General features: G+C 32.9%; 7 protein-coding genes and 1 pseudogene. 5 read left to right on the top strand and 3 right to left on the bottom strand.

All coding sequences use genetic code 11. From position 1 onward, the window contains the following. Positions 1-39 precede the first annotated feature (39 nt). The gene (gene tucA, locus GFJ36_RS29975) at positions 40-162 is read right to left on the bottom strand and encodes a subclass IId bacteriocin thuricin17 (RefSeq protein WP_000449799.1); all 123 of its coding nucleotides are present in this window, start codon (positions 160-162) and stop codon (positions 40-42) included. Positions 163-502: 340 nt separating this feature from the next. Between tucA and GFJ36_RS12300 the strand changes: the two genes are divergently transcribed. The 5 genes from GFJ36_RS12300 to GFJ36_RS12280 all read left to right on the top strand — a co-directional run bounded on the left by GFJ36_RS12300 (position 503) and on the right by GFJ36_RS12280 (position 4,803). Next, positions 503-886 carry a GntR family transcriptional regulator gene (locus GFJ36_RS12300; RefSeq protein WP_000706800.1) on the top strand — a complete coding sequence of 128 codons (384 nt, stop codon included), beginning with the start codon at positions 503-505 and terminating at the stop codon, positions 884-886. After that, positions 883-1,749, top strand: a complete 867-nt coding sequence (locus GFJ36_RS12295; protein ID WP_001103610.1) for an ABC transporter ATP-binding protein — start codon at positions 883-885, stop codon at positions 1,747-1,749. Before GFJ36_RS12300 ends, GFJ36_RS12295 begins: the two co-directional genes overlap by 4 nt. Next, positions 1,739-2,386, top strand: coding sequence for an ABC-2 transporter permease (locus GFJ36_RS12290; RefSeq protein WP_097814476.1), 648 nt, complete (start codon positions 1,739-1,741; stop codon positions 2,384-2,386). The genes GFJ36_RS12295 and GFJ36_RS12290 overlap by 11 nt, the downstream gene beginning before the upstream one ends. 223 nt (positions 2,387-2,609) lie before the next feature. Beyond that, positions 2,610-4,007 carry a S8 family peptidase gene (locus GFJ36_RS12285; RefSeq protein ID WP_157349586.1) on the top strand — a complete coding sequence of 466 codons (1,398 nt, stop codon included), beginning with the start codon at positions 2,610-2,612 and terminating at the stop codon, positions 4,005-4,007. Positions 4,008-4,356: 349 nt separating this feature from the next. Continuing rightward, complete coding sequence (locus GFJ36_RS12280; RefSeq protein ID WP_064475128.1) at positions 4,357-4,803, top strand: hypothetical protein; 447 nt, start codon at positions 4,357-4,359, stop codon at positions 4,801-4,803. 202 nt (positions 4,804-5,005) lie between these two features. On the opposite strand, the gene GFJ36_RS12275 is transcribed toward GFJ36_RS12280, so the two are convergent. Then, positions 5,006-5,605, bottom strand: coding sequence for a TasA family protein (locus GFJ36_RS12275; protein WP_157349585.1), 600 nt, complete (start codon positions 5,603-5,605; stop codon positions 5,006-5,008). 258 nt (positions 5,606-5,863) lie between these two features. Next, positions 5,864-7,853 (bottom strand): annotated as a pseudogene (locus tag GFJ36_RS29585) (S8 family serine peptidase); the annotation flags it as partial.

The following is a 7,853-nucleotide window of genomic DNA, read 5'->3' as shown; positions in this document are numbered from 1 at the left end:
TCCTTAGTGCTTTTAACCAAAGTAACTTCTGAAAGGATATTAACTTGCAGTACTAGCCCCTGTTGCCGCAGTAACTAGATTTAATAATTCCACAGAACATGCTGCACATACTAAACAACTCCAACAAGTCCAATCCCTTGGTTGTACTACTGGTGTTTCCATTTGACCTACCTCCTTTTCTGTATTGTGCACTGCGACTAAAGTATAACTCTCTATGTTTTCTAAAAACAATCAAAAAATTTTTAACATTTTGTGTGTGTTTCTTTAACATTTTGTGACATATATTTACAAAACTTTCTTTTTAGTTTATTTAAAATAACAAATATCTTTATTAACTGATACTAAAAATTTTATTTATAAAAAGTTATTTAAGTTAACTTTCAAATGATTTAATCGCAGTATATCTTGTTAATACGCTTTTTATAATTTATAATATTAACTGTGTATGGTGTGTATGGTGTGCATGACATACCATAACACTTATCGATAGAGAGGTTGTTTAATGAAAATAGTCTTAAGTAATGTATCAAGTCTGCCTTTATATCAACAGATAAAGGAACAAATTAAAGAATCTATATTTAACAATGAATTAAAAGAGGGTGAACAATTACCATCAATCCGCTCACTTGCTAACGACTTGCATGTAAGTGTACTTACTACAAAAAGAGTTTATGCAGAATTAGAAACAGAAGGCTTTATTATTACAAAGGTTGGAAAAGGGACCTATGTAGCTCCTACAAATTTAGAGTTGTTAATGGAGTCAAAACGCCGGATGGTAGAAGTTAAACTTACTGAAGTTTGTCAAATGGCTCGTAGTATAGGTATTCATGCAGATGATCTCCATTCAATTTTAGATTTAATTTTAGAGGAGGAGAATGAAAAATGAATGTTGTGTTAGAAGTAAATAATTTAAATAAATCTTACGGAAATTTTTCGTTAAAAGATGTTACCTTTTCACTTAACACAGACTGTATAACAGGATTTATCGGTACAAATGGTTCTGGAAAGACCACTACAATTAAAGCGATTTTGGGTCTCATTTTAAAAGATTCTGGGCAAATTAATTTTCTTGGAAAAGATATGGATAAGCATGAAAGAAAGTCTAAAAACAAAATTGGTATCGTGCTAGACGAGGGCTATTTTTATGATGAATTAACAGTAAAGGAAATGAAAAATGTTATTGCACCATCCTACACTGAATGGGATGAACCAGTTTTCCAAAATTACATTAAAAATTTTAACTTAAATCTAGAACAAAAAATCTCTACTCTATCCAAAGGAATGCGAATGAAATTTGCAGTTGCATTAGCCCTATCCCATCATGCAGATTTATTAATAATGGATGAACCAACAAGTGGCTTGGATCCATTAGTACGGAGTGAATTAATGGATATTCTCCTTGATTTCATGAAAGAGCCGGGGAAAAGCGTATTTTTTTCCACTCATATTACATCTGATTTAGATAAAATTGCTGATATGATTATTTTAATTGATGATGGAAAAGTTTTAGTGAATGATGAAAAAGATGTTTTAATAGAAACACATGCATTGGTAAAGGGCGACAACCGCTTAATTAATGAACAAACAAGACCTCTTTTTTTAAATTTACATCAAACTCACTATGGATTTGAAGGGATTACTAATAAAAAAGATGATGTACGTCGACTCATGCCTGATGTATTAATAGAAAGACCAACTATTGAGGAGATTATGCTTTCATATATTGGGGGGAACATCCATGTTAATTAACCTAGTGATGAAAGACTTTTTGTTAGTCAAAAAATATTTTCTAATCTTACTCGTTTTTGCTGCTATAGCTCCTATTTATCTTTCTTCACAATTACAATTAAACGATGGCGGTCTTGTTAGCTTTCTTTTAACCGTTATTTTGATGGAATATATTTTGTTCGGAACGGTATCAAAATTTGAGGATCAGTACAAGGGAGCGGCTTTACTTTGTGCTACCCCGTACACACGAAGCGCATTTGTAAAAGCGAAGTACCTTTTTCTTTTTGTAATTTTTATTTGTGCAGCTATTATCCGTATAATCATTTCAGTTGTCGCACCATCGGGTATAGAAAGCCTGAGCGCTAGCGCTCTTGGAATAACGTTTTTAACTCTAAGTATTTTATTTGGTGTACTACTTCCTGTTCAATTTAAATTTGGTTATGACAAAACAAAAATCATATCACTTTTAACTGCTTTTTTAATACCTTTTGTTGCTCCTACTCTTATAAAAGGACTACAATCAAATAATATTGATTTCAAAAGTATTTTCCCATTCTCACCAACTGTCCTAACATGGATGCCTTGTTTCATATCAATTATTATTGGTTTTATATCAATGATAATATCTCTGAAAGTATATGCCAAAAAAGATTTATAATTTAAATTTAAAATTATAGGAATGAGTAATTAAATACTTTATATATTTAATTACTCATTCCCTTTTATTTAATTCTCTTCTCTAATGAATCTATTCCTAAAATACATTTTATATCAATATCAAAGTGAATAAAGTTTTCAAATCACTAATTCTCTTAACATCTCTTTTCATTAACGATTTAGTAAACTAAGGATTATACATAATATATCAAGAGGGTGATTTTATGAAAAAAATAATTAAATTCCTTTTGTTAATTAACTTGATTTTCGGAACTTTCATACCTATTACTACAGTTCATGCTGAAGATAAATCACAGTATTACACGATACTGTTGAAGAATTATCAAAATCCCCAAAAACTAGCTAGTAAGTTTCAAAAATATGATATACAAATAGTCTATAGTGTACCAGAGATTGGTGTTATACAAGTGAAAGCTACCGAAAAAGCAATGAATCTTGTTCATTCGGATTCTAATATAGATTCATATAATAAGTCATTACAATCGTTTAATTCAAGAGAAGTAGCAACCAATGTCTCATCCCCCCTACCCTTAAATGAAATATGGGAGAATCAATGGGATATGCAACAAGTAACCCATAATGGTGATAGCTATAGACTATATCCAGGAACTAAAAATGTAACCGTTGGTATCATTGATTCAGGCATTGATATAAATCATCCTGATTTAAAAGATAACATTTCACCTGGATCTAAAAATTTAGTGCCTAAAGGTGGGTTTAGAGAGCAAGAATCTCAAGAAACAGGTGAATTAAATCGTCTAATAGATCTAAGAGGGCATGGAACTTTTATTGCTGGACAGGTTGCAGCTAATGGTTTTATGAAAGGGGTTGCTCCTGGTATTGGAATTAAAATGTATAGAGTGTTTGGTAATGGAGCAGGTGAGGCTATTTGGGTTATTAAAGCCATTGCTGAAGCTGCAAAAGATAATGTTGATGTTATCAATTTAAGTTTAGGCGAATACCTCATCAATGGTATAGTATCTTCTTCAGACGGTGAATCTAGTGAGGAATTATCCGAAATTAAAGCTTATAAAAAAGCCATTAAATATGCTAAATCAAAGGGAAGTGTTATAGTTGCTGCGGCTGGTAATGATGCTCTTGATGTTACTAACAAGCAGGAAATGAATGATTTTTTCAGAAAAAAAAATGAAAATACTGGGGTAACATTTACTGGAGAAGTATTAGATGTTCCTGCTGAGTTTCCTAATATAGTAACAGTTTCATCTGTTGGCCCATCTAAATTACTCTCCTTATTTTCAAATTATGGTGAAAGTTTTATAGATATCGCTGCACCTGGAGGAGATAATAGATTATTTCAGCAATATGGTTTAGAAGAGTGGGTAAAAAATAAGTTAATGTTAAAAGAACTAATATTAACTACCGCCCCTGGTGGTGGTTATGCTCTCTCTGTAGGTGTTTCACTTGCCGCTCCAAAAGTATCCGGTGCTTTAGCATTAATTATTGATAAAAATAATTTTAAAAACAATCCAGATAAGGCCGTGAAATATCTTTATAAAAATGGTGTTAGAAATGATAACCCTATTAATAAAAGTTTTTATGGTAATGGTTTGCTTGATGTCTATAAGGCGGTTTCCCAATAGTTCTAAAATAATATGAAAGTGTACGTAAATAAATTTCAAACGCCTTCCATTCTGACATTCCTAAATAAGAGGTTGACTATTCAGAATATATCATTTTGCATAATTAGAATAAATAACCCTCGATTTAGGAATGCATTATCAATGGTTGTATCATTCTGTAGACGCCTTTTTCTTTTAGTTATTTTCGTATCCCCAATGTAACAGCAAGGGATTTATGTATCCGAGTTTTGGCGTACTTTATATTAAATATGCATAATTACATGATCATTCTTTATATAACGATATTGAGATTTACATTTTTAACCTGTAAAATACAGGATGTTAAATAAATACCTAAGGGGTTGTTAATATGAAAAAATTTATGGGCATGTTAGCTATGTGTTTTGCACTTACACTAGCATTTTTACCAACTATTTCAAAGGCGGATTCTTCTCCACTACGAAGTGTTAGCATTAGTGCTGTAGGCGATAATAACAAAATGTATAGTGCAAGTTCTTACTTAACTATTCCTGTTCTTAAAGGCGATTACCTTTATGTGAAAGTTAGTGAAGTAGGTACACCGGATTCATATTCTGAGGCTTTGACTGTTAATGGTGTTAGATATGCGGGAAGTTCTTTAGACGAAGTCAGTTCTTATACTGGTCCATTCGGATCTGAAAAAACATTTAGATTACGTATTAAGGATTCTTACATCTTCTCAAACACACCAAATTCAACAAACACTATAGCTTTTGAAGCTAGAGTTCCTTTCTCAATGCAAGTATTATCTAAAAGCATATCGGTTCATGTAGAATAATTTATAACATTATCATTAAATAAAAAATACATCCCTATAAGGATGTATTTTTTATTTAATAGAAACATAATTTGAATTTACCGTTATAGAAAAAGCGGCATCATAAAAATGGTGAACTTAATATTGTTCAAAGTTACTTATACTTATCCCCCAATTAATTGTGCACTATACGTTTAAACATATAGTATACAAATTATTACACTTACTTTTCTTCACCACTTGTTTGCATGGAATTAAACGTCCAATTTAATTTCAATGCATCTCCCTGAAATACATTTTGGTCTTCACCGCTATCTACGAATGTGAACATTACATAAAAGGTATCATCATCACCAGGAGCAAGTACATTTCCTTCTCGGTCTACAACACCTTTTTGTACAAGATCAGGAATACTTCCGTTTTGCGTAGCTACCTTTAATTCAGATAATGTAGTAGACCATACTGGAACTTCATTTTTATCTAAATTCCACAAGAAATCAACACGGATATGATCACCAAAATCAGCATTTCCGTTATCCCCTTTCGCATCGATTACACTGTAATCTGTCAGGAGTTTCACATCTCCTATTGCTAAGGTTCCTTTGTTAACTAATTGAAAACCGCGCTCCATTTCATCACCTGGTTTTAGATTGTCGACATTAATAACAACTTCAGGATTCACACTCAAATCTAAAGTACCCGCTGCAAACGTGTTTTGTGATACTTCCTTATCACTAAAATACGCATATGTTCCCCCGCCAATTAAAGATAAGCCCAGTGCTGCAGTTATGACACCCATACCAAGTTTTTTCTTCATACCCATTTCACAATTCCCCCTATTTTTAAAGTTCAAACTACAAACCTTATTTCCATCCCACAAACAATAATAATTAAACAACTACCTTGTCCCATAACGAAAGCGAACTTAGTTTAAACTAATTACTTCATGTACCCAAACGACTATAACTTTTAAAATGACCGGTAATATTACCGTGAATCATTACCGGTCATTTGTTAGCCAATCTCATTTCATTTGCTATTCATTGTCTGATTACTTTATTTACTCTAGAAGTTTGTCCACTTATTTTTTTGGTTCTAAACCGATAGAGCGTAAGATTTTATCTAACGTCACTGGCCCTACATTTTCTTTCGGTTTCTGATTTTCTTTGGCATCTGGACCCTTTTTCAAGAAGTTTTTCTCAATAAAACGAATATCTGTTTCATCTACAACACCATCTTGATTTATATCTCCATCTTTTACAGATACTTTTCCTTTTCCATATGACAGAGCTGCTATTCTAGCATCTTGAATATCCACCATTTTATCGCCGTTTACATCACCTGCAAGGCTGTCATCCATATCAGCTCTAAAGTTTTGTCCCACTAATTCTCCATCCTGCATTTTCCCTATTTTTGTAGTTAATTTACTATTTAAATGACCTGGCATTTCTACGAAAATATCATATTCTTTATCGCTCACTGGGACACTATGAATTTCAAATTGCCCGTTATCATTAATCGTTCCTGTATATTTCTTTCCGTCCTTGCCAACTGCATACACTTTTGCTCCTAGTTTTGTATAGTCTTTCTTACCTAAATACCCCTCTTCATTCAAGAAAGCTTCCGGACCAATATAACCTGTAACCGTTGAATGTTTCGAAACAATAGCAAAAGATTTATCTTTAAACACAGGAATCTCATTGCCTTCTGTTGCACCAACTTTTGTATAAGAGAACTTATCTACTCCAAATGCAGTTAACTCATTAAAGTATTCATCGCTCGTCATCTCGAATGTAACATCTAAAAATGGTGTATCTCCATCTAATCCTTTAAATTCTTTTCCTTCCAATGACGCGCCAACTTTCACCTTGTTTTCCCAAGCTCCTTCTTCACTTACCTTCGGATCTTCTAATTTAAGGTTCAGTCCATGTTGTTTTACATATTCCGTAAGTGCTGGATTTGGTTTCACATCTGTAAATTTAAAGAGCTGCTTGTAATAAGGAATTTCAAATGTACCTGACATAAGCTGTTTTACATTATTGAGATTCAAAGTTAACCTAATTTTTTCACCTAATTTTATTTTATCTTTGTCATAACTTGGAACAGCGTATTCTGTCCCTTCTTTTACAAAGACATAATCTTTATATCCAGTTGCCATATTCCCTGCAGTGGCAAGGTCATATCCAAATAATTTTAAATTTAATGGCTCATTTATTTCCTCTGGAAGTACTCCAAATTTAAAATCACCATTTGCTTGAATTGTATTCAACCAACCTGATGGGAAGGCTGAGTTTTGATAATATACGATTTGATTCGCTTTTTGATCATACTGCAGGCCTTTTTCCTTTAATGCATCTACTGTAGAATCATAAATATTACCATGCACCCATAATGCACGTTGACCGTCTTCTTCTTTAAACATGGAATCATTGACTTCGTGTATACCAGGTTCTACATCCTTAAATTTCATTTCAGGTATTACATTATCAATGATTATGCTATCGCCTTTTGTATACGATTTTCCTTCTTTATCATATCCAACGAAGTTCAATTCGTAATCTCCATCAGACAACATAACAGGTTTATCTCCAATTGGATGAGCTGGATCTCCTGTGAATGGAAGTACATACCCTCCCATACCAGAAAACATCATATACTCAACATTTGGTGTTAGACTACTTGCATTAAGTGTACCAACGACTCCTAGTGCCTTCCCTGTCTTTCGGTCCTTCACAACTGCATCAATGGTTTCAAGGGGACTATTTAATTTAAATGTCAACGGCGAACTTGGTCTTTCCATAAATGGATGGAATTTAGAAGCATCTGTTGCCATTGCATCTCTTAGTAAATCCACAGACGCAATCCCTTTTTCTGTGAATTTAACTGCAAATGGTACTTGATATACTTCTTTTTCATTGTTTTTATTTGAAATATGAATATAGCCCTCATATCTGCCAAATTCAGCGTTTTCCGGAATTATAATTTCAGGACTAATTTCCCCTGATGTACCAGGAGCTACTTTAATAGAATCTGGTACGTTTAGCTTCACACCATTCTTCGCTGCATCTTGC

Origin of the sequence: Bacillus sp. EE-W1, from assembly GCF_009760835.1 — a bacterium.
Classification (GTDB): domain Bacteria; phylum Bacillota; class Bacilli; order Bacillales; family Bacillaceae_G; genus Bacillus_A; species Bacillus_A wiedmannii.
The sequence above is the reverse complement of the archived record's forward strand: the minus strand, read 5'-3'. Positions and strand labels throughout refer to the sequence as shown.